The organism is Pseudomonas sp. FG35, from assembly GCF_057809295.1.
The window spans coordinates 188,596-213,524 of the sequence record NZ_JBMDJR010000001.1; the positions used below are offsets into that span (position 1 = coordinate 188,596).

The 24,929-nt window shown below is 61.8% G+C and carries 22 protein-coding genes; 14 read left to right on the top strand and 8 right to left on the bottom strand.

Going from position 1 to position 24,929, the window contains the following annotated elements; translation table 11 throughout:
- Positions 1 to 71: 71 nt before the first annotated feature.
- On the bottom strand, positions 72 to 1,748 hold the full coding sequence (locus ACODTD_RS00805; RefSeq protein WP_041475232.1) for an MFS transporter: 1,677 nt from the start codon (positions 1,746 to 1,748) through the stop codon (positions 72 to 74).
- A 228-nt stretch (positions 1,749 to 1,976) separates the two neighbouring features.
- Entirely contained in the window at positions 1,977 to 2,360 is a 384-nt protein-coding gene (locus ACODTD_RS00810) for a DUF6124 family protein (RefSeq protein ID WP_011333803.1), read from the bottom strand.
- Between the two features lie 451 nt (positions 2,361 to 2,811).
- On the opposite strand from ACODTD_RS00810, the gene ACODTD_RS00815 reads away from it, so the two are divergent.
- From ACODTD_RS00815 to ACODTD_RS00830, 4 genes are all read left to right on the top strand, one after another.
- Positions 2,812 to 2,943, top strand: a complete 132-nt coding sequence (locus tag ACODTD_RS00815) for a hypothetical protein (protein WP_260411492.1) — start codon at positions 2,812 to 2,814, stop codon at positions 2,941 to 2,943.
- On the top strand, positions 2,940 to 3,671 hold the full coding sequence (locus tag ACODTD_RS00820) for a DUF72 domain-containing protein (protein WP_221614884.1): 732 nt from the start codon (positions 2,940 to 2,942) through the stop codon (positions 3,669 to 3,671). The genes ACODTD_RS00815 and ACODTD_RS00820 overlap by 4 nt, the downstream gene beginning before the upstream one ends.
- 101 nt (positions 3,672 to 3,772) lie before the next feature.
- Positions 3,773 to 4,153 carry a RidA family protein gene (locus ACODTD_RS00825; protein ID WP_065261325.1) on the top strand — a complete coding sequence of 127 codons (381 nt, stop codon included), beginning with the start codon at positions 3,773 to 3,775 and terminating at the stop codon, positions 4,151 to 4,153.
- A gap of 243 nt (positions 4,154 to 4,396) precedes the next feature.
- Complete coding sequence (locus tag ACODTD_RS00830; protein ID WP_011333806.1) at positions 4,397 to 6,385, top strand: peptidase U32 family protein; 1,989 nt, start codon at positions 4,397 to 4,399, stop codon at positions 6,383 to 6,385.
- Positions 6,386 to 6,445: 60 nt separating this feature from the next.
- On the opposite strand, the gene ACODTD_RS00835 is transcribed toward ACODTD_RS00830, so the two are convergent.
- On the bottom strand, positions 6,446 to 7,756 hold the full coding sequence (locus ACODTD_RS00835) for an MFS transporter (protein ID WP_011333807.1): 1,311 nt from the start codon (positions 7,754 to 7,756) through the stop codon (positions 6,446 to 6,448).
- Between the two features lie 417 nt (positions 7,757 to 8,173).
- On the opposite strand from ACODTD_RS00835, the gene ACODTD_RS00840 reads away from it, so the two are divergent.
- The gene (locus tag ACODTD_RS00840) at positions 8,174 to 9,199 is read left to right on the top strand and encodes a GlxA family transcriptional regulator (RefSeq protein ID WP_011333808.1); all 1,026 of its coding nucleotides are present in this window, start codon (positions 8,174 to 8,176) and stop codon (positions 9,197 to 9,199) included.
- 21 nt (positions 9,200 to 9,220) lie between these two features.
- On the opposite strand, the gene ACODTD_RS00845 is transcribed toward ACODTD_RS00840, so the two are convergent.
- On the bottom strand, positions 9,221 to 10,285 hold the full coding sequence (locus tag ACODTD_RS00845; protein ID WP_285355277.1) for an alpha/beta fold hydrolase: 1,065 nt from the start codon (positions 10,283 to 10,285) through the stop codon (positions 9,221 to 9,223).
- Between the two features lie 210 nt (positions 10,286 to 10,495).
- Complete coding sequence (locus ACODTD_RS00850; protein ID WP_041475233.1) at positions 10,496 to 10,690, bottom strand: PLDc N-terminal domain-containing protein; 195 nt, start codon at positions 10,688 to 10,690, stop codon at positions 10,496 to 10,498.
- Between the two features lie 167 nt (positions 10,691 to 10,857).
- Here ACODTD_RS00850 and ACODTD_RS00855 point away from each other — a divergent pair, with 167 nt between their 5' ends.
- The 5 genes from ACODTD_RS00855 to ACODTD_RS00875 all read left to right on the top strand — a co-directional run bounded on the left by ACODTD_RS00855 (position 10,858) and on the right by ACODTD_RS00875 (position 14,991).
- A complete protein-coding gene (locus tag ACODTD_RS00855; protein ID WP_134333788.1) occupies positions 10,858 to 11,694 on the top strand; it encodes an AraC family transcriptional regulator in 837 nt (278 codons plus the stop codon).
- A 51-nt stretch (positions 11,695 to 11,745) separates the two neighbouring features.
- Positions 11,746 to 12,342, top strand: a complete 597-nt coding sequence (locus tag ACODTD_RS00860) for a LysE family translocator (RefSeq protein WP_221614880.1) — start codon at positions 11,746 to 11,748, stop codon at positions 12,340 to 12,342.
- Between the two features lie 105 nt (positions 12,343 to 12,447).
- Positions 12,448 to 13,143: a tRNA (adenine(22)-N(1))-methyltransferase gene (locus ACODTD_RS00865; protein WP_489104306.1), complete on the top strand. Its 696-nt coding sequence runs from the start codon at positions 12,448 to 12,450 to the stop codon at positions 13,141 to 13,143.
- 138 nt (positions 13,144 to 13,281) lie between these two features.
- Positions 13,282 to 14,643 carry an alpha/beta fold hydrolase gene (locus ACODTD_RS00870; protein WP_489104307.1) on the top strand — a complete coding sequence of 454 codons (1,362 nt, stop codon included), beginning with the start codon at positions 13,282 to 13,284 and terminating at the stop codon, positions 14,641 to 14,643.
- 183 nt (positions 14,644 to 14,826) lie between these two features.
- Entirely contained in the window at positions 14,827 to 14,991 is a 165-nt protein-coding gene (locus tag ACODTD_RS00875) for a DUF2986 domain-containing protein (protein WP_489104308.1), read from the top strand.
- 42 nt (positions 14,992 to 15,033) lie between these two features.
- Here ACODTD_RS00875 and ACODTD_RS00880 read toward each other — a convergent pair whose 3' ends face one another.
- Positions 15,034 to 17,418 (bottom strand): DUF3772 domain-containing protein, encoded by a 2,385-nt coding sequence (locus tag ACODTD_RS00880; RefSeq protein WP_489104309.1) that lies wholly within the window; start codon positions 17,416 to 17,418, stop codon positions 15,034 to 15,036.
- 158 nt (positions 17,419 to 17,576) lie between these two features.
- On the opposite strand from ACODTD_RS00880, the gene ACODTD_RS00885 reads away from it, so the two are divergent.
- The 4 genes from ACODTD_RS00885 (at position 17,577) to ACODTD_RS00900 (ending at position 23,686) form a co-directional block, all read left to right on the top strand.
- Complete coding sequence (locus tag ACODTD_RS00885) at positions 17,577 to 17,918, top strand: hypothetical protein (RefSeq protein ID WP_085703749.1); 342 nt, start codon at positions 17,577 to 17,579, stop codon at positions 17,916 to 17,918.
- Between the two features lie 100 nt (positions 17,919 to 18,018).
- Entirely contained in the window at positions 18,019 to 19,275 is a 1,257-nt protein-coding gene (locus tag ACODTD_RS00890) for a TolC family protein (protein ID WP_489104310.1), read from the top strand.
- Positions 19,272 to 20,519, top strand: coding sequence for an efflux RND transporter periplasmic adaptor subunit (locus ACODTD_RS00895; RefSeq protein ID WP_489104311.1), 1,248 nt, complete (start codon positions 19,272 to 19,274; stop codon positions 20,517 to 20,519). Before ACODTD_RS00890 ends, ACODTD_RS00895 begins: the two co-directional genes overlap by 4 nt.
- Positions 20,516 to 23,686, top strand: coding sequence for an efflux RND transporter permease subunit (locus tag ACODTD_RS00900; RefSeq protein WP_489104312.1), 3,171 nt, complete (start codon positions 20,516 to 20,518; stop codon positions 23,684 to 23,686). Before ACODTD_RS00895 ends, ACODTD_RS00900 begins: the two co-directional genes overlap by 4 nt.
- A 65-nt stretch (positions 23,687 to 23,751) precedes the next feature.
- Here ACODTD_RS00900 and arsH read toward each other — a convergent pair whose 3' ends face one another.
- Complete coding sequence (gene arsH / locus ACODTD_RS00905) at positions 23,752 to 24,441, bottom strand: arsenical resistance protein ArsH (RefSeq protein WP_011333820.1); 690 nt, start codon at positions 24,439 to 24,441, stop codon at positions 23,752 to 23,754.
- Positions 24,442 to 24,452: 11 nt separating this feature from the next.
- The gene (locus tag ACODTD_RS00910; RefSeq protein WP_221614872.1) at positions 24,453 to 24,923 is read right to left on the bottom strand and encodes an arsenate reductase ArsC; all 471 of its coding nucleotides are present in this window, start codon (positions 24,921 to 24,923) and stop codon (positions 24,453 to 24,455) included.
- Between the last annotated feature and the right edge of the window lie 6 nt (positions 24,924 to 24,929).

Here is a 24,929-nt window from a genome sequence, read left to right on the forward strand (position 1 = left end):
GAGAATGACGCCGATGTGACAACGTTCGATGCTGTGCGTGAACGCCACGCACAGCATCGAACGGAGTTGGGTCAGGTGTGATGAATGTCCCGATCCTTGGTCTCCGGCATGAAGAAGATCCCCAGAATCGCCGTCATCACCGCAATCACGATCGGGTACCACAAGCCGTAGTAGATATCCCCGGTGGCCGCGACCATCGCAAACGCCACCGTCGGCAGGAACCCGCCGAACCAGCCGTTGCCGATGTGATACGGCAGCGACATCGAGGTGTAGCGGATGCGCGCCGGGAACAGCTCGACCAGCCACGCGGCAATCGGACCGTAGACCATGGTCACGTAGATCACCAGAACGGTCAGCAGGAGCAGCACCATCGGGTAATTGGTCTTGGCCGGGTCGGCTTTTTCCGGGTAACCGGCTTCTTTCAGCGCGGCGCCGAGGCTGGCGGTGAAAGCGTCGTTACGGGTCTTGAAGTCAGCGGCCGGCAGGGTCGTGCCTTCGAAGCTTTCGATGACTTTGTCGCCGATACGCACCTGGGCCACGGTGCCCGGTTCCGCCACCACGTTTTCGTACGGGATCGCCCGTTTCGCCAGGATGGTTTTCGCCAGATCGCACGAGCTGGTGAATTTGGCCTTGCCCACCGGATCGAACTGGAACGAGCACTGGTCGGGGTTGGCGATCACTTTGACCGGGTTCTTCTCTTGGGCGACGAATACGTCGGGATTACCGTACTGGGTCAGCGCGTGGAAGATCGGGAAGTAGGTCACCGCCGCCAGAATGCACCCGGCCATGATGATGCCCTTGCGCCCGATGCGGTCGGACAGGCTGCCGAAAATCACGAAGAACGGCGTGCCGATCAGCAGCGAACCGGCGATCAGCAGGTTGGCGGTCTGCGGGTCGATCTTCAGTGTTTGCAGCAGGAAAAACAGCGCGTAGAACTGCCCGGTGTACCAGACCACCGCTTGGCCTGCGGTGCCGCCGAGCAGGGCCATGATCACGATTTTCAGGTTGTCCCAACGGGCGAAGGACTCGGTCAGCGGGGCTTTCGACGACTTGCCTTCTTCCTTCATTTTCTTGAACACCGGCGACTCGTTCAGCTGCAACCGGATGTACACCGAGACCGCCAGCAGCAGGATCGACAGCAGGAACGGAATCCGCCAGCCCCAGGCCTCGAACGCTTCGGTGCCCAGCGCGGTACGGCAGGCGAGGATCACCAGCAACGACATAAACAGACCCAGGGTCGCGGTGGTCTGAATCCAGGAAGTGAAATAACCGCGCTTGCCCTTGGGCGCATGCTCGGCCACATACGTTGCCGCGCCGCCGTACTCGCCGCCCAGCGCCAGGCCTTGCAGCAGGCGCAGGGTAATCAGAATGATCGGCGCCGCGACTCCGATGGTCGCGTAACCGGGCAGGAAACCCACAATCGCCGTCGACACACCCATGATCACAATCGTGATCAGAAACGTGTGCTTGCGCCCGATCATGTCACCCAAGCGTCCGAAAACAATCGCCCCGAACGGCCGCACCGCAAAACCGGCGGCAAAGGCGAGCAGGGCGAAGATAAACGCCGTGGTCTCGTTCACCCCGGCAAAGAAGTGCTTGGCGATGATCGCCGCCAGGGAGCCGTAGAGATAAAAGTCGTACCACTCGAACACCGTGCCGAGGGACGACGCAAAGATGACCTTGCGTTCCTCTCGGCTGACGCTGTGGTGCGGGGCACTGCCGGTGGACATGCTGTCGAGTACTGCCATGGGTGTTCTCCGTCGTGCTTGTTTTTGTAGGCCGGAGCACTTCATCAACGTCGCGTACCCAAGGCCTGTGGCGGATGCCGGTTCAGGTATTTCGTGGAGCGTGCACAGAATCACGACCTCGCGGGAGGGCGGGGTTTCATTGAGCATAATTGGGATTGGGGGGATATCCAGTGGCGGGGATTGATCGACTGCTGCGGGGGCGGCAGGAGAGACCTGCCGCCAAGGGCCTTATTCCGTTGGCACAACGTTATCCAGTACCTGATTCACCGCCAGTTCCGCCAGCATCACGATTTGCGCGATGCCCTGCGCGGTTTTGCGGTGGGGGCCTTGGAGGAGGTCGACGAAGTTGTTGAGCATGACGTTGGCCGAGCCCAGGGTTTCGACGGCGTCGGCGAGCAGGGATTCGTTGTTGCTGGCCGGGTTGGCCTGGTAGAGGCGGTTGGGGTAGTAGGGCGCGGCCATCATGTGGGCTGATATCGGGCCGAGGTGGTAGTCGAGGGCGCGGTTGGCGGCTTCGTTGAATCTCTTGGAGTCAGGGCATTCGTAGGGGGAAGTTGGGTCGGTGATGCTGGACGGTTCGGTGACCGGAGGATTCGGCGTTACTTTGAACATGGTGATGTGCCTCGTTGAGGCTGCAACCGTCTCGCTGTTAAACGGAAGGTGGCAGCTGTGCGCAAGTTAGCAGACCGGTCATCACCAAACCCGGCGCACCCGAAGGTGCCATGCGCACAGCCACCGCAAAATGCAGGTAAAAACCTGACAAGGTGAGATGTGCAACCGTGGTAGATGAACCGGGCTGCTAAACCCGATCACTGGAAATCAGTGACCCGATCCAAGTTACCGACCGCCCCCAAGGCGCACAAGCCGGCGGATTCTGGCGTAGCGGTAGGCTCTGGCGCAAGGATTTGTAGGCATCCGGAAGCATTCCGACATGTCTTTAAACGGCGTGATTCAAACCTGTTTATCGATCCTCACCCAAGGAGGAGAAGCCTGACGCTTTACGCCCCAAAGCCATTCGTCGCCCGCCTCGCACTCATCACGCCGACGCTCGCTCAAAAGCTGCATGACCAAAACCATCAACACCCAAGACTTGCACATCGACCTGCATCCGCTGAACGAATCAGCCCTGTTCAAATGGCTGCTCGCCAGTTTCCTGATGGGTAAACCAATCCAAACGGGCAGGGTACTGTTTTGATTGCGTCGTCGATCTTCATCGGTTGCGCCGGCTGGAGCCTGCCCCGCGAATACTGGCCGGACTTCCCGGAGCAGGGCACCCACCTGCAACGCTATGCCGCGCTGCTCAATGGTGTGGAAATCAACAGCTCCTTTTACCGTCCGCACAAGCTGCAAACCTATGCCCGATGGGCCGAGTCGGTGGCGGACGGATTTCGCTTCTGCGTGAAGATGCCAAAGTCGATCAGCCATGAGCGACGCCTGCGGGACTGTGAGCGTGAGCTCGACGCCTTTCTCGAACAGTGCTCGGGGCTGCGCGATCATCTGGGTTGCCTGCTGCTGCAGTTGCCGCCGTCGCTGACGTTTGACGAAGCGCTTGCAGAGGCCTTTTTCATCGGCTTGCGCCAGCGTTATTCCGGGGCCGTGGTGTTGGAGCCGCGCCACGCATCCTGGGCCGCCGCCGAACTGTTGTTGATGGCGTATCGCATCGCACAAGCGGTGGTCGATCCCTCGCGCATCAGCACCGACACGGCTCCGTGCGGCTGGCCGGGCGTGCGCTACTGGCGGCTGCACGGTTCGCCACGGATTTATCACAGCCCCTATGATTCGGCGTATCTGGAAACGCTCGCCGGCGATTTGCAGGTGGCGGCTGTCGATGGCATCGATACCTGGTGCATTTTCGACAACACCGCCAGCGGCGCGGCACTCGGCAATGCGCTGGAGCTGCGGCGGATACTGGCGCAGGGCTGACACACCGCGTCGGGACTTCCCACCGGCGACCGGGTCTGTAAACTGGCCGCCCGAAACGGCGCGCGATGGCGCCGTCCTCACTGCCAGCGAAGGACTTTCTCATGGCCAACCAAGACATCACCTACACCCCGGATCCGGATGCAGACTCGATCTCTTCGGACGTCACCGAATTCAACGGCATCCTGATGTCGACCCAGATTCCGACCCGTGCCGACGGCAGCCTGGAACTGGGCGACGTCACCGCGCAAAGCGAATGCACGTTGCAGGCGCTGAAAGTGGCGCTGGAAAAGGCCGGCAGTTCGATGGATCGGGTGCTGCACCTGACCATTTATCTGACCGACATGGCTGATCGTGCTGCGTTCAATGAGGTGTACAAGCGCTTCTTCGCCAAGCCATGGCCGGTGCGCGCGGCGGTTGGCGTGGCGGCGCTGGCGGTTGAAGGGATGAAGGTGGAAGTGACGGCGATGGCCGCCAAGGCCTGACTTCAGCCCTGCTGAAAACCCTGTGGGAGCGGGCTTGCCCCGGGCGGCGATCCGACGATAGCGTCCTGTCAGCCAATACACCTCTAGCTGATATACCGCTATCGCTGGCAAACCAGCTCCCACAGGGAATGCGGTGCTAACGGCATTGTTGGCAACTGCCACCCGGCAGCACAGGCGTGCCGCCCACGCGTTTCGCGGCTACAATGCGCGCCTCGACCGTGACAGCCTGACTAAAAACTATATATGTCCTTGCCCAAACATCACCTGGAACTGCTCAGCCCCGCCCGTGACGTGGCCATCGCCCGCGAGGCCATCCTGCATGGCGCCGACGCGGTGTACATCGGCGGCCCGAGCTTCGGTGCGCGCCACAACGCGTGCAACGAGGTGAGCGAAATTGCCGAACTGGTGGAATTTGCCCGTCGCTATCACGCGCGCATCTTCACCACCATCAACACCATCCTGCACGACAACGAACTGGAGCCGGCGCGCAAGCTGATCCATCAGTTGTACGATGCCGGCGTCGATGCGCTGATCGTCCAGGACCTGGGCGTGATGGAGCTGGACATTCCACCCATCGAGCTGCACGCCAGCACCCAGACCGACATCCGCACCCTTGAGCGGGCGAAGTTCCTCGATCAGGCCGGTTTCTCGCAACTGGTACTGGCCCGTGAACTGAACCTCAAGGAAATCCGCGCGATCGCCGATGAAACCGATGCCGCCATCGAGTTCTTCATTCACGGCGCGCTGTGCGTGGCGTTTTCCGGTCAGTGCAACATTTCCCACGCGCAGACCGGGCGCAGTGCCAACCGGGGCGACTGCTCCCAGGCCTGCCGTCTGCCGTACACCCTGAAAGACGAAAAGGGTGGCGTGATCGCCTACGAAAAACACCTGCTGTCGATGAAGGACAACAACCAGAGCGCCAACATCCGCGCACTGGTCGAGGCCGGTGTGCGTTCGTTCAAGATCGAAGGTCGCTACAAGGACATGGGCTATGTGAAGAACATCACCGCCTATTACCGCCAGCGCCTGGACGACGTGCTCAACGACCGCCCGGACCTGGCCCGCGCCTCCAGCGGTCGCACCGCGCATTTCTTCATGCCGGACCCGGAAAAGACCTTCCACCGTGGCAGCACCGACTACTTCGTCAGCGAGCGCAAGATCGACATCGGCGCGTTCGATTCGCCGACCTTCACCGGTCTGGCGGTGGGCGTGGTCGAGAAAGTCGGCAAGCGTGACATGCAGGTCATCACCCACGAGCCGCTGTCCAATGGCGACGGCCTCAACGTGCTGGTCAAGCGCGAAGTGGTGGGTTTCCGCGCCAACATCGCCGAAGCCAAGGGCGAGTTCGAGGAAGAGGGCGAGAAGCGCTACCGCTACCGCGTCGAGCCGAACGAAATGCCGGAAGGCCTGTACAAGCTGCGCCCGAACCATCCGCTGAACCGCAACCTCGACCACAACTGGCAGCAGGCCTTGCTCAAGACTTCTGCCGAGCGTCGGATCGGCGTGAGCTGGCTGGCGAAGCTGCGTGAAGAGCGTCTGGAACTGACCGTGACCAGCGAAGAGGGCATCAGTGCCAGCGTTGCGCTGGAAGGCCCGTTCGGCGTCGCCAACAAACCGGAACAGGCGCTGGACACCTTGCACGATCTGCTCGGTCAGCTCGGCACCACCGAGTACCACGCGACCTCGATCAAACTGGATGCGCCCCAAGCGTTCTTCATTCCGAACTCGCAGCTCAAGTCGTTGCGCCGTGAAGTGATCGAAGCGCTGACCGCCGCGCGCGTTGCCGCTCATCCGCGCGGTTCGCGCAAGGCCGAGACCACGCCACCGCCGGTGTATCCGGAGGCGCACCTGTCCTTCCTGGCCAACGTCTACAACCAGAAGGCCCGCGACTTCTACCACCGTCACGGCGTGAAGCTGATCGACGCGGCGTACGAGGCACATGAAGAGGCGGGTGAAGTGCCAGTGATGATCACCAAGCACTGCCTGCGGTTCTCCTTCAACCTGTGCCCGAAACAGGCCAAAGGCGTGACCGGCGTGAAAACCAAGGTCGCGCCGATGCAGCTGATTCACGGCGATGAAGTGCTGACCCTGAAGTTCGACTGCAAGCCGTGCGAGATGCACGTGATCGGCAAGATGAAGGGCCACATCCTGAATCTGCCGCAGCCGGGCAGCGTGGTGGGGCATATCAGCCCTGAAGACCTGATGAAGACCATTCCTCGGGCTCCACACTGATTAGCAGGCAATAAAAAACCGGTGACGAAAGTCACCGGTTTTTTTATGCCTGCCAGAAACTCAACTGGCTTCGTAGCGCGATCCCGTTGCCGGCGCCGCTTCGCCGCTCAACGCATCGACCATCGGCGGATGGTCCTGCGCGGCCTGACGCAGATCCTCGGTCACTCGCAGCTCTGCGCCGGTTGGCGAGAAGGTCGCTGCCGCCGCAAACGGTGCCGGATTGGCCGGCACCGGACGCTTGCCGCGACGCCAGAAGAAGAACGTCACCATGGCCAGGTTGACCAGCGCGAAGGCCCAGAACAGGCCGGTTTCGCCATGGGCATTCATCGCCGGCGAGATCAGCAGCGGGCTCATCGCCGAGCCCAGCGAGTTGATCAGCAACATGCCCTGAATCATCGGCACCAACGTTTCGACCGGCGCACGGTCGGCCGCATGGCTGACCGCAACCGGGTACAGCGCGAACACGCCGCCACCTAACAGGAACAGCATCGCCGCGAGCAGGGCCGAGGACAGCGGCACCAGCACGATCACCAGCGACAGAACGGTGCACGCGGCGCAGAGCACGGTGAGCACTTGCAGGCGATCCTTGCGGTCGGACCAGCGCCCGACCGGGTATTGCAGCAGCATTGCGCCGAGGATCGTCCACGCCATCATGCTGCCGACTTCGCCCACGTTCAGGCCGATGCGTTGCAGGTACAGCGGCAGCAGGGTGTAGATCGCCGCGATGGTCACGCCGGAGCCGAAGCAGCCGACCAACCCGGTGGGCGAAACGCCAAGCAAGGCCCGAGGCTTGAGCGGTTCGACCTGTTCCAGCAGCGGCGAAACCCGCGGCAGGATCACGATCGGCAGCACCGACAGGGTTGCGAGCATGCCGGCGACCATGAACGGCGCGGTGTCGCCCAGCCCGGTGATTTTCCCCAAAAACGCCTGACCCAGCACGCCGGCGCCGTAGAGGACGATCATGTACAGCGCCAGCAGGCGGCCGCGAATCTTCGCGTCACCGGCCAGCAGCAGCCAGCTCTCGATCACCAGAAACACGCCGACCGTGGCCCAGCCGTTGATCAGGCGCAGCACGACCCAGCCCCAGGTGTCATAAAACAGCCCTTGCAACAGGATGGTCGCGGCGATCAGCGAGGCGAAGCTGCTGTAGGCGCGGATGTGGCCGATGCGCAGGATCAGCCGGTCGTTGAAGATCGCGCCCAGCGTCAGGCCGATGAAATAGGCCGAGGACACGATGCCGATCATCGTCGCCGATTCGCCGGCAGCGCCCAAACGCAGGGTGGTCAAAGAAGACAGAAAGCCGTTGCCCAGCGCAACAATGAACAGCCCGAGCAGGGGCGCCAGCGCCATGGCCAGCAAACGCGGTGTCATAAAAACCTCAAGTGATCGAACAGCGGAACGTGCGCCTCTGCGCATGCGAGTGCCAAGCCGAAGTGTGTTGAAGACAAACGACCGCCGAACGGGCAGGGCGATTGAGCCTGGCGCACTTCGTGAAAGTGGCCGGCTGTTCAAACCTGAGGGTTGTCATGGCTGCGGGCAGGCGCCGGTCGGGCGACTGCAAGAGGAGGCGCGATTTTAAGCCTTGTGTGGCGTTTGCCAAGGTTCCGGGCCTGCGACGTTGGGACGCAGGCCGGATCGATAACCCCAGGGCATTGACTGATCGTTCCCACGCAGAGCGTGGGAACGATCAAGGTCAACGGCGTGGGAGCGATCTCTGGATGGGTGCTAGCGTCGTTTGCGAGTAATTTGCTGCGGCGCCGGTTAGCATGGCGCCATAACAACGAGACGATGGACCCCACCTTGATCGAACGACGCCAATTCAGCGGTGGCATGAAAGGCAAGAACCTTCGCTACCTGAACGAGCCCGCCAGCGGGCCGGGACGCATGACCCGCACCGGGTTCGTGCTGCTGGAGCATTTTTCCCTGCCGGCCTTCACTCAGGCGCTGGACACTCTTGTCACCGCCAATCTGCTGCGCCCCGGTCTATTTTCCACGCGCACCTTTGGCCTGAGCGACGGCGAAGTGATCAGCGATCTGGGGCTGGTGATCCGCCCGGACTCGCGTCTGGAAACCAGCGTGTTGCAGGAACTGGATCTGCTGGTGATCTGCGGCGGTTACCGCACGGAATTGAAGGCGAGCGACGAGTTCATCAACCTGCTGAAAATGGCCGCCGAGGCCGGCGTGATACTGGCCGGGCTGTGGAACGGCGCGTGGTTCCTGGGTCGGGCAGGGGTGCTGGAAGGCTACCGCTGTGCGATTCACCCGGAGCATCGGCCGGCGCTGGCGGAGATTTCCAAGGCGACCCAGGTCAGCAGCGAACCCTACGTGATCGACCGCGACCGGCTGACCGCGTCCAGTCCGTCCGGCGCGTTCCACATGGCGCTGGACTGGATCAAAGGCCTGCACGACAAGGCTCTGGTGGAAGGCATCGAAGACATTCTGGCGTTCGAGGAGTCGCGCTACCGGCGGATCAAGCCGACCGAGAACCTCTGCGTCAGCGCGCCGTTGCGTGAAGTGGTGAAGCTGATGGACGCCAATCTGGAGGAACCGCTGGAGCTGGAGCAACTGGCGGTATATGCCGGGCGTTCCCGGCGTCAGCTGGAACGGCTGTTCAAGGAACAACTGGGCACCACGCCGCAGCGTTATTACATGGAGCTGCGCATCACCGAGGCCCGGCGTCTGCTGCAACACACCGAACTGTCTCAGGTGGACGTGCTGGTGGCGTGCGGATTCGTGTCGCCGAGCCATTTCAGCAAGTGCTACAGCGCCTATTTCGGTTATCGCCCGTCCAAGGAAAAACGGCTCGTCAAATGACGAGCCGTCTGGCGTGCCGCTTCAGAGGTGATCGGCGTCAATGATCGCCTGAGCGAAGGCTTTCGGGTCTTCCTGCGGCAGGTTGTGACCGATGCCGCCGTTGATCAGGCGGAACTGGTATTTGCCGGTGAAGCGTTTGGCGTAGTCCTCGGGCGCCGGGTGCGGTGCGCCGTTGGCATCGCCTTCCAGGGTGATGGTCGGCACGCTGATCGACGGTGCGGTGGCGAGTTTCTGTTCCAGTGCCTCGTACTGGCTTTCACCCTGCACCAGGCCCAGACGCCAGCGGTAGTTGAACACGGTGATGGCGACGTGATCCGGGTTCTGCAACGCCTTGGCACTGCGGTCGAACGTGGCGTCGTCGAAGGCCCATTTCGGTGATGCCAGTTGCCAGATCAGCTTGGCGAAATCATGGGTGTTCTTGGCGTAGCCTGCTTCACCGCGATCAGTGGCGAAGTAGAACTGATACCACCATTGCAGTTCGGCCTTGGGCGGCAGCGGGTTCTTGCCGGCGGCCTGATTGCCGATCAGGTAACCGCTGACCGACACCAGCGCCTTGACCCGCTCCGGCCACAGCGCCGAAACGATGTCAGCCGAGCGCGCGCCCCAGTCGTAGCCACCGAGCACGGCTTGCTTGATCTTCAGCGCATCCATGAAATCGATCACGTCACTGGCCAGCGCCGCCGGCTGACCGTTGCGCACGGTCTTGTCGGACAGGAAATGCGTGTCGCCATAACCCCGGGCGTACGGCATCAATACCCGATAACCCTTGGCCGCCAGCAGCGGCGCGACGTCGTCGTAGCTGTGAATGTCATACGGCCAGCCGTGCAGCAGAATCACCACCGGGCCATTGGCCGGGCCGGTTTCGGCGTAGGCCACGTCCAGCAGGCCGGCCTTCACATGCTTGAGCGGGCCGAAGGGCAGATCGGCCTTGACGCTGGCGGCTTCGGTCTTGACCGGCTCGGGGGCTGCGGTTTGTGCCTGGGCGAAGGCGCCGAATTGCAGCAGCGCGGTGGCTAGAATCGACAGGCCCAGCAGGCGACGACGGTTTTTCCCGGTGGTGACGGTGGCGTGTGGTGCGTGCTTCATGGCAAGTCTCCTTATGATCGGCGAGGGCCGGGTTCTGGCTGAACCCTTCGAATCTGGAGCCCATTAAAGACTGGCCACGTATCTGCGCTGTTTCCGTTTCCGCTGGCTGATGCGCGGGCATGTATCCGGGAGGCGTTCGTACACACTGCGATACAAACCAGCGGCCAACAAAAAGCCCCGAATGTTCGGGGCTCTCGCTGACCTTGGGCTTCAGGCCTGAGTGACGTGCTTGGGCCCGGCCAGTGCCCAGGCGATCAGCCCGAACAGCGGCACAAATACGATCAATACGATCCAGACGCCTTTGTTGCTGGCTTTCCCCTCACTCTTGCGCACCCGGTTGATCGCCCACAATTCGATGAGCAAAAGCACGACGGCCAGTACGATCCACGTGGTTTCAATTTGCATGAGCTACCTCCTGATGGTCTCTGGCTTAGGCGGGCCGTGGCACTCAGGGTTCATTAAATTTGCTGGATGGCCTGCCTGGCTCACGTGCACAAATGTTCTAAACCCATCGGCAAAGTCGCGGTAACTTAGACGTCCTTGACGAACAACCACTGCCTTCGGAGCCTTGCGTGGACAAACGCAACTGGATCGACTTGTCTCAGGATGCCGACACCGGGATCGAGTCGATTCGTGCCCATTTCCAGGGCCATGCCTACGATCCGCACTGGCATGACAGCTTTCTGGTGGGCGTCACCGAGCAGGGCGTGCAGCAGTTTCATTGCCGGCGCGTGCGCCATCTGAGTACGCCAGGCAAGATTTTCATGCTGGAGCCGGGGGAGATCCACGACGGGCACGCGCCGACGGAGGAGGGCTTCACCTATTCCATGCTCTACCTCGACCCGCACTGGCTGGAGCGTGAATTGCGCGTGCTGTTCGAGCATGCGCCGGATAACAGCCAGCTCGGGTTCACCGATACCCTGAGTCAGGATTCGCGCCTGTCCACGGCCATCAATCAGGCCTTCAACGCCCTGCATCAAGGCGACTTGCGCATCGTGCGTCAGACCGCCATCGACACCTTGCTCGGCGCGCTGACATCCCACCTCGACTGGCGCAAGCGTCAACCGTTCGATCCGCGCCTGCCACGCGTGGCCCAGGTGGCGCGGGACTATCTGCATGCTCATGCCTTTGAGGACATCGGGCTGGACGACCTGGCCCAAGCCTGCGGGGTCGATCGCTTTCGTCTGACCCGTGCATTCAAGGCCGCTTTCGGACTGGCGCCGCATGCGTATCTGATCCAGTTGCGCCTGGCCCGCGCCCGCCAGTTGCTGGCGCGTGGCGAAACCCCCGCCACCGTCGCCAGCGCCCTCGGTTTCGCCGATCAAAGCCATCTCGGGCGCTGGTTCCGCCGTGCCTATCACCTGACACCGGCGGATTACCGCAAGCGCTGCTCAAACCTTCCAGACTGAACCCCGCGCAACCGCGACCATGGTCTCCTGTTTTGATTCGGGAGTCCTGTCATGGAATCGTTGCTGCCTTTTCTGCTGTTTTCATTCGTTGCCTCGATCACCCCGGGGCCGACCAATATTCTGGTGATGAGCCACAGCTCGCGACGCGGTCTGACGGCCACCGTGCCGATCATCTTCGGCGCGTGTGTTTCGGCGGCGCTGGTGGTGTTGGTGGTCGGACTCGGCGTGGGAGAAACCTTGTTGCGCTATCCCCTTGTGCAACAGGCGATGGCCTGGGCCGGGGTGTTGTGGCTGAGCTGGCTGGCGTGGCAGATCTTTCGCAGTACGCCGCCGTCGCTGGACTCGGCGACAGCGGCTGATGACGGCCTCAGCGTTGTCGGTGCCGCGGGCCTGCAAATGATCAACCCCAAGGTCTGGATGATGGCCGTGGCGGTGGTGAGTGTGTTTGGCGGCAACGGCGACGACAGCGCGCGGATGCTGCTGTTGTCCGCGGTTTTTCTAATGGTCTGCCTGCCGTGCATGACGGCGTGGGCGCTGCTGGGCGTGGGCAGCGCGCGGTTCTTTGGCTCGCCACGGGCGTTTCGGCGCATGAATGCCGTGCTGGCGGTTTTGTTGTTGCTGTCGGCCTGGTTGGCGGTGTTGGTCTAGGCATCGCGGTTGGTCACATAAATTTGAAATGCCCGCCGTTGCCCCCCAGAATCGCGCCCCGATCCGGCCACCAGCGCCGGGCGTTCAGAGTGAAAGGGGTTGCGGTTGAACGAACAGACATTGTCCATGCGCCTGGAGCGGGTGGCGGCGCACGTGCCCGCCGATGCGCGGCTGGCCGATATCGGCTCGGATCACGGTTACCTGCCGGTGGCCCTGATGCGCCGTGGCGCGATCGCGGCGGCGGTGGCGGGCGAGATGGCCGAGACGCCGTTCCGTTCGGCGCAACGCACCGTGCGCGGAAACGATCTTGAGCAGCAGATTACCGTACGCCTGGCCAATGGTTTGATGGCCGTCGAACCGGAAGACGGGATCACGGCAATTACCGTGTGTGGCATGGGCGGCGAAACCATCCGCGACATTCTCGAAGCCGGCAAGGCGCGTCTCAGCGGCCGCGAGCGTCTGATCCTGCAACCCAACGGCGGCGAACAACCGCTGCGCCAATGGCTGATGGACAACGACTACCGAATCCTCTGCGAAGAAGTCCTGCGCGAGAACCGCTTCGACTACGAAATCATCGTGGCCGAGCGGGGCGGGCCGGTTTCCTATACCGCCGAGGAACTGTACTTCGGGCCGCTGCAGTTGCAGGCACGCAGTCCGGCGTTTGTCTCAAAGTGCCAGCACCGGTTGCGGCACAAGCAGCAGACACTGGCTCATTTCGGGCGGGCACGGCATGCCGTTTGCGAGCGCAAGGCGCAGGATCTGGCGCAGCAGGTGCGGTGGATCACAGACGTGCTGGCGTGACGCGGCTTACAGAAAAGGGGGGGGGCTCAAAGTGTTCCTTGTTCGCCATTGATTGCTGGCGAGACGATACTGGCTTTTTAATTCTCGGCTATCCTTGATTGATGGCATCGTGTCATCACTTTGTTCAAGGAGGAGCTTATGAGCAGAAAAGGCCGCTTTTTGCTGGTTATGGTGATCGCCATACTCCTCAGCGCCTGCATGCCACAAGGACCCTATCGAGTCAGGCCCGACCCGCCGCCAGGGGAGCACGGTCAACTAGTACCGAATCTTCATTTTGATGCGAGCAAATCCAGGCAGTGTAAAACCATCAATGCCACCGACAGCTGCATCAACTTCGTAGAATTCGATGAATTCGGCAATCCCTTCAGCCGTCAGCAGCTCAATACAGGCGTATCGGCTGCCAGTAAAGCCGCTACAGATAATGGGGATGTGGTTGTTTACATTCATGGCTGGCACCATACCTCCCGACCGGGGGATGAGGATGTTGATCACTTCCAGGAGCTGATCAACCGAGCCAATCTTTCCGGTGGCGGTCGAAGAACTGTCGGTGTGTATGTGTCATGGCGGGGCGATTCCATTGACACGGACATCCCTTTAGTAGGGCTCAGCAGTTATTTGCTGACATTCTGGGACAGAAAGTCGACTGCACATAACATTGGTGCTGGCGGTGGCGTTTCTGAATTGCTGAGAAAACTTTCGACTATTCGAGAGGAGAACCCCAAGTCTCGTCTGGTGATTATCGGGCACAGTTTCGGCGGCGCAATTCTCTACTCTTCGATATCCCAGACTTTGGGAGACCAGATTCGCCGGGATGCCAAAGGTGGAGCCGGTGCGAAGATGTTGTCTGTAGCCGATCTTGTCGTTTTGGTTAACCCCGCATTTGAAGCCATGCGCTTGAAACCGCTATTTGATATGGCACGCTCCTACAACTATGAAATTGGCACAAGACCTAGCCTCGTCATCGTAACAACGACAGCAGATTGGGCCACGAAAAATACCTTTCCGCTTGGCAGAGTTTTCGGAACGCTGTTTCAGCATCATCCCAACCACGAATTCTGGAGTCTGGATACTACAGCTGTCGGTCATTACATCCCCCTTGTTACCCACCAGCTGGTCGTCAAGGAATGTACGCCTCAATACGATCAACCAGAACTTTTGGCTGCGCTCACTCCAAACAAGACATATTGCATTCCTGCCAGAAAAGCTGCGTATGGGGTAGGTGACGTGCCCTCGATGCTGTGGACACGGTGCGAAAGTCCCGGTGATTGCGACAAGGTAGTTGGAAACGAGTATTTGAAGCGGGGGGCGGCGGAACAGGGCTGTATGCCTTACAGGTTCCCGATTGCCAACATTCGCACTGACGCTTCCGTCATGACCGGGCACACCGATATCTGGAATGACCGGATGTCTAATTTTCTGTACGAGCTTTTGGCGGCTGTCAGAGAAAATTCCGTTTTGTTGCCCGTTCCTATGATGTCCCCAACGGACGACGCAGAATAGAATCGGCAGGGAGCCGCGTTCACACTCCTCGTGGTCAACGCGCGGATAGAGGTCGGCGGCTTCTCCCCGCTAACGTTTTAACGCGTTAGCGTGGGGCAAGCTTGAGTGCACGCAAAGATTCACGGGGACCTGTGCCTGAGTTTGAAGCTGATATCATTCAAGGATTTCAAACAGGGTAAAAACATGAACCGTCAGAAAAAACTGCAACAGCTCTTCAAGGAAAAATCCAGAAAGGCCAACGCCAAACTGGCGCCCAAGAGCAACAAGCCGAAGTACATCAGCAAGGCGGATCGCCTGAAACTCGAGGCGGAAGCGGCTCCAGAGTCGATTGAAACCCCTGAGGCCTGATCAAGCAGGCGCGCAGCGGTACAGGCCCCATCAGGTTTTTCCTCAGGTACTCGGCGGTTTCGCCAGCTCGATCCCCGCCGCCCCCAGCCGCTTGAGTATCTCGAACAGCAGATCACTCTTGGTCGTCCCGACAATCCTCGGGCTCGCAACATAGCCGGTCACCGTCAACGTAATCCCGTCCGGCGTCAGCTTGCTGAAGCGCACGAACGGCGCCGGTTTCTCGAGGATGGTTTCGTGTTCCTTGTAGGTGTCGAACAGCAGGTTCTGCACCTGTTCGGGGTCGATATCCAGCGGGAACATCAGCTCCAGCGTCGCCACGCCCTGGGCGCTGCCGCCGAGGGTGACGTTACGCAGGTTCTGCGAGATCAGTTGCGAGTTGGGCACGATCACGATCGAGCGATCGCTGAGCTGGATCTCGGTGGCGCGCACGTTGATCCGGCGGATGTCGCCCTCGACGCCGCTGATGCTGATCAGGTCGCCGACCTTGACCGGCCGTTCGGTGAGCAGGATCAGCCCGGAGACGAAGTTCTTCACGATCTCCTGCAAGCCGAAGCCGATGCCCACCGACAGGGCGCTGACGATCCACGCCAGGTTGGTCCATTGCACGCCCAGCGATGACAGGGTCAGCAGGATCACCACCGCATAACCGATGTTGGAAAACAGCGTGCTGAGTGAGGCGCACATGCCCGGGTCCATGTCGGTCTTGGGCAGGAACTCGTTGTCGAGCCAGCGGCGCAGGGCGCGGATCAGGTAGATGCCGATCAGCAGCGCCAGCATCGCGTTGAGCAAATGGCCGGGGACGATGTTCAGTTTGCGCAGGCCGGCGCCGCCGAGGATCGTGCCGATGTTGTTGGCCAGTTGGCCCAGGGTGGTGCCGATCCCGCCGACAAACAGCGTGATGACGGCCAACAGCAGCAGCGCAGCCCTACCGAAACCGGCCAGCAGGGTCGAGGCCTGTTCGAGACGCCGATCACCCACGCCGAGCAGCTGTTTCAGCGCCTTGCCGCTGGAGTGGCGGGGCGAGAAGAAGTACTCGCAGCTGTCCTTGAGCAACTGCATCAGCAGGTAAAACCCGGAAAACACGATAAACGCCCAGACCAGTTCGTAGGTGATGAACCGCGCCAGCGACACATACCCCGTCAGCAGGGTGCCGAACGACAGCACCATGGCCAGGGTGGCCACGGTGTAAATCACCCCGGCAAACGTGTTGCCCGCCACCTGCGTATCCCCGGCCGCCGCCAACACTTTGCGCACTTTACCGACGCGCATCAGCAACGTTGTGACGATGACCAGCACCACCAGCGCAATGATGCCTCGGCCTGCGAGCACGATCTGGCTGCTCATGCCGGAGGCATTGCTGACCTGCACCGCCGTCACCAGCACCAGCAGCGCGGCGGCGAGGATCCGCGCAAATGGCTGCAGCGCGTTTGCCACCTCGTCAGCCACCGCCGGCAAGCGCCACGACGGATGCTCGGTGGACAGCAGGGCGCGGCTGAGCCCTGTGATCAACACGCAGGCATAAACCACTTTCCCGAACTCATCGGAAAATGTCGCCAGCATCGGCGGCAACGGCACGTGACGGGTGCAGGCGTAATAGAGCAGTTGCAGGGCGATGGCGGTGGTCGCGAGTGTCGCCAGTGCCGAGGCGAACGCCAGCGAACTGCGGCGCAGTCGCCCCTCCGGCATGCGGTGAATGCACACCCACGCCAGCCAGCGATCGGCCAGCCGCCGGCCCAGCGTCCAGACGACGAAGGCCAGCACCACCAGCAGGGCGGTGTAAAAACGCTGGCCGGGTTGCCAGGCTTCGGCACCGGTCTGTTGCACCTGTTCGACGAAAAATCGCAGACGCTGGCGGTCGTCCGCTGACGGATTGACAAGGGGAGCCCAGAAACCGGGATTCAGAATGCTGTCGGTGCTGAGCGTCAGTTCGCTTTCGAGCAAGGTGCGGCGGATACCGGCGATCTGGGTGATCAGCTCCGTGGCGCTTTGCTTGAGGATGGCGAGGTTCTTCAACGCCGTATCGACTTTGGTTTTTTGCTCGATCAACGTCGCCCGCTGCGCCGCGATATCGGCTTGTTCGGCAGCGACCGCTTCGGCCGGCGCGGCACCGAGCACGCCCAGTTGCACGGCCAGTTGCGCCTGCTGCGGCAACAACGACGCCGACAGCCGATCAATGTCCAGAATGAACGTCTGCACCCGATCCTGCGGGCCTTCGAGCTGGTTGTAATTGTTGGCGGACGAGATCTGCTGCTTGAGTCCGTCGAGGCGCAGTTGCAAGGCTTGCAGATCGCTTTGCGTGACGCCGGGGAGCGGGGCGCCGGTACTGACATCGGGTGTGCCGGGCAAGTCGGCGGCCGACACCGCCACGAACCCTGAACCGAGCACGATCAAGGCGATGAACATCAATGACTTCAATGCATTACGCATGGGACTGGGCGATTCCGGTTGATCACACAAGCATTGAGGTTAGGTGATCGGGCGCCTGCTGCATCATTTTCTGCTGCTAATCCTGGCTTAATGCGTGTCCGGTGAGATCGCCGGGCAGCCGATTGTAGGCGCCCGTTTTCACGACTAGACTCCCGGCCATGAAACGCTATCTGCGGTTTTGTCTCGTTTTCCTGATCAGCCTGGCGCTTCCCCTCAGCGGGATGGCGGGCGTGCAGGCACCGACAGAACCGTGCCCGATGCAAACCATGGGCATGGCGATGATGGACGGCATGAACATGGATTGCTGCAAGGACATGAAGAGTCCTGCCGACCATGGCTCCCCCTGCAAACCCGGCCAGGAGTGCAAGACCGGCGGCTTGCTGCAAGTCGCGATCCTCAAGCCGCCCGTTACCGTATTCAGCCCTGTCACGCATTCGTTCTTCAGTGACTCCCTGCCGCTAGCGGCCCCGTCCGGGGTCTGGCGACCGCCCCGCACCTGATTCCTGTCCCCCCCTCGAAGCTCATTCCGCCCAGGCGGAGTGATTTGGCTGTGCGCGTGTTTTACGCCGCGCGCAGTGGACGATCACAGGAATCGTAAACATGACATTCAAGTGCAATTGCACGGGTTGGCCTCTGGTGGCCGGCTTTGCGGCAAGCGTGCTCGCGTGGCCGGGTTTCGCCGCCGCGCTGACACTCGATCAAGCGCTGCGGCTGGCCGAAAACAATGCGCCGTCGCTGACCGCACAAGATCAGAAAATCCAGGCCGCCAGCAGCGCGGCCATTCCGGCGGGCGAGTTGCCCGATCCCAAGCTGTTGCTCGGTTTGCAGAACTACCCCGTGGGCGGCCCGGATCGCTGGAGCGTCGATCAGGACTTCATGACCATGCAGATGGTCGGTTACCGGCAGGAGATGCCCAACGCAGACAAACGCAAGGCGCGCATCGAAGTTGCCGACGCCGCTATTGAGCGCGCGGCGGCCGAGCGCAGGGTCGAGCGTTTGAAGGTGCGTCAGGCGACAGCGCTGGCGTGGATCAGCGGCTATTCGGTCGAGCGTAAGGAAGCGCTGTTCCGGGATCTCTTCAAGGAAAATCGCCTGCTGAGTGAGACCGTCCGGGCGCAGATCGCCGGTGGCCGCGCGCAACCTGCCGACGCGGTGACGCCGAAGCAGGAAGCGGCCCGACTCGCCGAGCAACAGGACAACCTGACCCTCGAGCGTACCCTGGCCCGAGCCGCGCTCAAACGCTGGATCGGCAGCGCCGCCAACGACAAGCCCGAAGGCGGTTTGCCCGTGTGGTCGGTCGATGCCTCGACCTTCAATCATCAACTGCAACACCATCCCGAACTCGCTGCTTTCGCGCCCATGACCCGCGAAGCCCAGGCCAGGGTGCAAGAGGCGGTGTCCGAGAAAAAGTCCGACTGGAGCTGGGAGGTGGATTACCAGCACCGGGGGCGCGAGTTTGGCGACATGGTCAGCGTGCAGTTTTCCTGGGATCTGCCGCTGTTTCCCGAGACGCGGCAGAACCCGAAAATCGCCGCCAGACAGGCCGAGGTCAGCCAACTGCAAGCCGAGCGCGAGGCCCTGTCCCGCGAGCACACCGAACAACTGGAAAACCAGTTGGCCGATTACCAGCGCCTCGATCGGGCCGTACGCCGCACCGAAGAAAGCCTGGTGCCGCTGGCCAGAGAGAAAGTCGATCTGAGCCTGGCCAGTTATCGCGCCGGCCAGGGCGATTTGAACGCGGTGGTCAACGCCCGCCGCGAACTCATCGAGGCCCGCCTCAAACAGATCGACATGGAAGAACAACGCGCGCTGACCGCTGCGCGTCTGCATTTCGCTTATGGGGAGACCAGCCTGTGAACCGTAAACAATGGAACGGCGTGTGGCTGGCCGGCCTCGCGCTGGCGGTGGGTGTGGGTGGCGGTTACGGATTGGCTTATCAGCGAATGAAGGGTGTGCCGGCTTCAGCCCCAGCGCCGAGCACTGAGCCCAAGGCCTTGTACTGGTATGACCCGATGTACCCGCAGCAGAAGTTCGACAAACCGGGCAAGTCACCCTTCATGGACATGCAACTGGTGCCCCGATACGCCAGCGGCGCGGAGGGCAGTGCGACCGTCAGTATCGATCCGGGGTTGAGTCAGAACCTTGGTCTGCGCGTGGCGCCGGTCAGTCGCGGCGCCTTCACCTCAAGCCTCGATGTGAGCGGTGTGCTGGGGTTCAACGAGCGCGATGTCGCGGTGATCCAGGCGCGCACCAATGGGTTTGTCGAGCGGGTTTACGCCCGTGCGCCGGGGGACGTGCTCACGGCTGGCACGGCGTTGGCAGACATTCTCGTGCCGGAATGGACGGCGGCCCAGAGCGAGTTTCTGGCGCTCAGGCGTAGCGGCGATGCCGACCTCATCGCGGCGGCGCGCCAGCGCTTGCGGCTGACCGGGATGCCAGCAAGCTTGATTGCTCAAGTGGAGCGCAGCGGCAAGGTGCAGTCCGAACTGACGGTCACCAGCCCTTTGGGCGGTGTGCTGCAAGCACTCGATGTGCGGGCGGGCATGACCGTGGCGAGCGGTGAAACCCTGGCGCGGGTCAACGGGCTGAACAGTGTCTGGCTCGCTGTGGCGGTGCCGGAATCGCAGACCGGTTCGGTTGCCGTGGGGCAGGCCGTCGAAGCACGCCTGCCGGCCTTTCCCGGCAGAGTATTCAACGGAACGGTCAGCGCGATTCTGCCGGACACCAACCCGGACAGCCGAACCCTGCGCGTCAGGGTTGAGCTGACCAATGCCGACGGCCGATTGCGGCCGGGGATGACGGCGCAAGTGCGGTTGAACCGATCGACCGGGCAAGACAGTTTGTCGGTGCCCAGCGAGGCAGTTATTCGCACCGGCAAGCGGGCATTGGTCATGCTCGCCGAGGACGCGGGGCACTATCGCCCGGTGGAGGTGCGCCTCGGTCAGGAAAGCGACGGCAGAACGGTGATCCTCGAGGGCCTGGCAGAAGGGCAGAGCGTCGTGACGTCCGGCCAGTTCCTGCTCGATTCGGAGGCCAGTCTCAAGGGCATCGTCGCCGAGCCGCTTGAATCGGGCGGGAACGTTTCGGGGAGCCAGCAATGATCGCCGCGCTGATTCGCTGGTCCGTCGCCAATCGTTTTCTGGTGCTGCTGGCGACGCTGTTCGTCACGGGTTGGGGCGTGTGGTCGGTGCAGAACACACCGATCGATGCGCTGCCGGATCTGTCCGATGTGCAGGTGATCATCCGCACGCCGTACCCCGGACAGGCGCCGCAGATTGTCGAGAATCAGGTGACCTATCCGCTGACCACCACCATGCTTTCGGTGCCGGGGGCGAAAACCGTACGCGGTTATTCGTTCTTCGGTGACAGCTTCGTTTACGTGCTGTTCGAAGACGGCACCGATCAATACTGGGCGCGCTCGCGAGTGCTGGAGTACCTGAGCCAGATCCAGAGTCGCCTGCCTGCCGGCGTCAAACCGGGATTGGGTCCGGATGCGACCGGCGTCGGCTGGATCTATCAGTACGCGCTGGTGGATCGCAGCGGCGGGCATGATCTGGCGCAGCTTCGGGCGTTACAGGACTGGTTCCTCAAGTTCGAGCTCAAGACCCTGCCCGACGTCACCGAGGTCGCTACCGTTGGCGGCATGGTCAAGCAGTATCAGGTGCAGCCCGATCCGGTGCGGCTGGCCAGTTTGGGTATCACTCTGGCGCAGGTGCGCGAAGCCATCGGCAAGGCCAATCAGGAAACCGGTGGCGCGGTGCTGGAAATGGCCGAGACCGAATTCATCGTGCGCGCTTCCGGCTACCTGAAGACGCTTGATGATTTTCGGGCTACCCCGTTAAAGCTCGGTGCTGGCGGGGTGCCGGTAACTCTCGGCGATGTCGCAACGGTTCAGACCGGGCCGGACATGCGTCGGGGCATCACCGAGCTGGACGGCCAGGGCGAAACCGTCGGCGGCGTGGTAATCCTGCGCAGCGGCAAGAACGCCCGCGAGACCATCGCGGCGGTCAAGGCCAAACTCGATGACATGAAAAGCAGCCTGCCGCCCGGCGTCGAGATCGTCACCACCTACGATCGCAGCAAACTGATCGATCGCGCCGTGGAAAATCTCAGCCACAAACTGCTCGAAGAGTTCATCGTCGTCGCGCTGGTGTGCGGGATCTTCCTCTGGCATTTGCGCTCTTCGCTGGTGGCGATCATTTCGTTGCCGGTGGGCGTGCTGATCGCCTTCATCGTGATGCGTTATCAGGGCTTGAACGCCAACATCATGTCGTTGGGCGGGATCGCCATCGCCATTGGTGCGATGGTCGATGCGGCGGTGGTGATGATCGAGAACGCCCACAAGAAAATCGAAGCGTGGCACGCGGCCAATCCGGGGCAGGCGCTCAAGGGCGAGCGTCATTGGCAGGTGATGACCGATGCGGCGGCGGAGGTGGGGCCGGCGCTGTTTTTCTGTTTGCTGATCATCACGCTGTCGTTCATTCCGGTGTTCACCTTGCAGGCCCAGGAAGGGCGGCTGTTCGGCCCGCTGGCGTTTACCAAGACTTACGCCATGGCAGCAGCAGCGGGACTTTCTGTGACGCTGGTACCGGTGCTGATGGGCTACTGGATTCGCGGGCGGATTCCGGATGAGCGCCACAATCCGCTCAACCGCTGGTTGATCCGGATCTATCATCCGGCGCTGGATGCGGTGTTGCGGCGGCCGAAACTCACTCTGCTGGTGGCATTGCTGGTATTCGTCAGCGCTGCCTGGCCGATTTCGCGGCTCGGTGGCGAATTCCTCCCGCCGCTGGACGAGGGCGATCTGCTGTACATGCCTTCGGCCTTGCCGGGTTTGTCGGCGCAAAAAGCCGCGCAACTGTTGCAGCAGACCGATCGGCTGATCAAGTCAGTGCCCGAGGTCGAGCATGTATTCGGCAAGGCTGGTCGTGCGGAAACCGCTACCGACCCGGCACCGCTGGAGATGTTCGAGACCACTATCCAATTCAAGCCCCACGATCAATGGCGTCCGGGCATGACCCCGGAAAAACTCGTGGAAGAACTGGATCGCGTGGTGCGAGTGCCGGGCCTGACCAACATCTGGATTCCACCGATCCGCAATCGCATCGACATGCTCGCCACCGGGATCAAAAGTCCCATCGGCGTGAAAGTCGCCGGCAACGATCTGGCCCAGATCGACGCCGCGACCCAGGCCGTCGAGCGGGTGGCCAAAGGTGTGCCCGGCGTCAGTTCGGCACTGGCCGAGCGCCTGACCGGTGGCCGCTACATCGACGTGGATATCGACCGCAACGCCGCCGGCCGCTACGGGCTGAACATCAGCGATGTGCAATCCATCGTCTCCGGTGCCATTGGCGGGGAAAACATCGGGGAAACCATCGAGGGGCTGGCGCGATTTCCGATCAACATCCGTTATCCACGAGAGTGGCGTGATTCGCCCGGCGCGCTGGAGCAATTGCCGATCTACACGCCTTCCGGCAGCCAGATCACCCTCGGCATGCTGGCGAAGATCAAGGTCACGGACGGCCCACCGATGCTCAAGAGCGAGAATGCCCGGCCTTCCGGTTGGGTGTACATCGACGTGCGCGGGCGGGACATCGCTTCGGTGGTGGCCGATCTGCGTCGCGCCGTCAATGAACAGGTGAAATTGCAGCCCGGTATGAGCCTGAGCTATTCCGGGCAGTTCGAGTTTCTGGAGCGGGCCAATGCGCGGCTGAAACTGGTAGTGCCTGCCACGCTGCTGATCATCTTCGTGCTGCTCTACCTGACCTTCGCTCGCTTCGATGAGGCGCTACTGATCATGGCCACGTTGCCGTTCGCATTGAGCGGCGGTGCGTGGTTCCTGTATTTGCTGGGCTACAACTTGTCGGTCGCGACCGGGGTTGGCTTTATTGCACTGGCCGGGGTTTCGGCCGAGTTCGGCGTGATCATGCTGCTCTACCTGAAAAACGCCTGGGCCGAGCGCGAAGGCCTCGGCGACCACTTTGAACGTGGACTGGTCGCGGCGATTCGCGAAGGCGCTGTGCAACGCGTGCGCCCCAAGGCGATGACCGTGGCCGTGATCATCGCCGGCCTGTTGCCGATTCTGCTGGGCAGCGGCACCGGCAGCGAAGTCATGAGCCGCATCGCCGCGCCCATGGTCGGCGGCATGGTCACGGCGCCGCTGTTGTCCCTGTTTGTCATACCGGCGGCGTATCGCCTGATGCGCCGTCGACGGTTGCCCGCTGAAAACAAGTCACCTCAAAGCGACGATGCTTCCATCCAGCCGTAACCCGGCGACGAAAAAAAAAACCGGTGCGAACGTTCGCACCGGTTTTTTATTGTGAGGTCTGGTCATCAGATCGACCGCTGATTGACCCGCTGCATCAACTCTTCTGCCGATTCCTTGCGCTCCGAGTAGCGATCCACCAGTTCCGGGCGATCACGCAGCAACAGCGTGAATTTCACCAGTTCCTCCATCACGTCCACCACCCGGTCGTACAGCGCCGACGGTTTCATGCGGTTGCCTTCGTCGAATTCCAGATAAGCCTTGGGCACCGACGACTGATTGGGGATGGTGAACATGCGCATCCAGCGGCCCAGCACGCGCAGTTGATTGACCACATTGAACGATTGCGAACCGCCGCAGACCTGCATCACCGCCAGGGTCTTGCCCTGGGTCGGACGGACCGCGCCGAGGGCCAGCGGCACCCAGTCGATCTGCGCCTTGAACACCGCCGACATCGCGCCGTGGCGTTCCGGCGAGCACCAGACCTGGCCTTCCGACCATTGCATCAGTTCGAGCAGTTCCTGGACTTTCGGGTGATCGCCGGGAGCATCGTCCGGCAGCGGCAGACCCGAAGGGTTGAAGATTCGCGTCTCGGCACCGAAGTGCTCCAGCAGGCGGGCAGCTTCTTCGACCAGCAAACGGCTGAAGGAGCGCGGGCGAGTCGAACCGTACAGCAACAGGATGCGCGGCTTGTGGGCGCCTTCGTCACACGTGGTTGTTTGAACCAGTGAAGGATCGAGGTTGGGCAAGTTGGTCATGTTAGCTCCGGTTACAGCGTGCTGATGCGGTCGAGCTCGCGCTTGAGGGCATCACGGTCAAGTTCGGCGAAGGGCAGGGCGAGGAAGGCCCGGCAGCGGGTTTCGATTTGGGCGAGGGTGGCGCGGAAGGCGGCATCAATGGTGCGTTCATCGCCGACCACATCCGACGGATCTTCCAGCCCCCAATGGGCTTTCAGGGCCGGGCCGAAATACACCGGGCAGGCTTCCCCGGCGGCCTTGTCGCACACGGTGATGACGATGTCCGGCGGGTTGTCTTCGAAGGCCTCGTTGCCCTTGCTGCTCAACCCGGCGATGGAAATGCCGGCCGCCTGCAACGTGGTCAGGCTGCGCGGCAGCACCTCGCCCTTGGGGAAACTGCCGGCACTGACTGCTTCGAAACCGGCCGGCGCCAAGTGATTGAACATCGCCTCCGAGAGAATGCTGCGGCAGCTGTTGGCGGTGCACATGAATAGAACGCGCATAATGAT